The sequence below is a fragment of the Bartonella sp. AA81SXKL genome (assembly GCF_042196945.1).
Lineage (GTDB): Bacteria > Pseudomonadota > Alphaproteobacteria > Rhizobiales > Rhizobiaceae > Bartonella.
Map to the genome: position 1 here is coordinate 1 of NZ_JBHIRH010000103.1, position 1,121 is coordinate 1,121.

Genomic DNA, 1,121 nt, shown 5'->3' on the forward strand with positions numbered 1-1,121 from the left:
AATGCTAGCGTGGGTGGGTATGTTAAGGTCTATGGTTCTGTTTATGGGAATGCAAAAGTGACTGGTTATCACACCATTAGAGGTTTGGTACATGGCAATGCAAGGTTAAAAAGAGATGGTTATTCATATGTCAAACAAAACTTTTATTATGCATATGGAATTCCTGAAGATTGTGAAATTTATGAAAACGATACCGTTGTAAAGATTATTGAAAATAACGCTGCGTAAAGACGCGCGGGCGCGGCGGGGGCGCCTGCTTTCCAACCCAATTTTTCCATTTCAAATTTTATCAAATGTTTATCACATTAAATTGTGAGGGTATCTCTATGTGCAAAAAATACGAATTAACCAGTGAAATCAAAAAAATCAAACATGCTCTTACTCGAAATATTATAAACCTTTATCGCATTAAAGCTTTAAAAGATTTTGATGATGTACAGGCGGGGTCTTTAGGCGGCTTTATTGAAAAGGAAGTTAACCTATCCCATGATGGTAATTGCTGGGTGTATGATGAGGCTTGTGTCTATGGTCATGCAAGAGTGTATGACAATGCAAAAATACGCCATTTTTCTCAAGTCTGTGGTCAAGTTTATGGCAATGCTGAAGTCTATGGAAAAGCTTTTATCTCTCAATATGCTAAAGTTTATGACCATGCTTTTGTCTATGGCAATGCTCATGTTTATGGCAATATTTATGGTAATGCTCATGTGAATGGTAGTGCCCGCATTCTTGCTGATGCTCATATTTATGATCATGCGCATGTTTCTTATGATGCTACGGTTTTTAGTTATGCACGCGTTTATGGTCATGCCAAGGTTTGTGGCTCTGCTTGCATTTATAGCCATGCAAAAATTTATAATTATGCTGTTATTAATGGTCGTGCAAAGATTTATGGCAAGGTTTATGGGAATGCTTGTGTGAGTGGCTCTTGTGAGATTTATGGCTCTGTTTATGGCAATGCTAAAATCTCATATTGTGCAACGATCTGGGGGCGTGTTTATGGCAATGCAAAAATCAATAAAAAAAGCAAAGTAAGGTTGGTTCCAAAAAATTGTGAGGTGTATGAAAGGGATAATGTTGTCAATATAACTGATAAAACAGAATAAAGAACGGCGTGGGGG

At 37.5% G+C, this 1,121-nt stretch carries 1 protein-coding gene and 1 pseudogene; both read left to right on the forward strand.

Annotation, left to right across the window (positions count from 1 at the left end; genetic code table 11):
• Positions 1 to 228: pseudogene (locus ACFINZ_RS09825) on the forward strand (hypothetical protein); the annotation flags it as partial.
• A gap of 98 nt (positions 229 to 326) precedes the next feature.
• Complete coding sequence (locus tag ACFINZ_RS09830; RefSeq protein ID WP_375701418.1) at positions 327 to 1,106, forward strand: hypothetical protein; 780 nt, start codon at positions 327 to 329, stop codon at positions 1,104 to 1,106.
• The last annotated feature ends 15 nt before the right edge of the window (positions 1,107 to 1,121 follow it).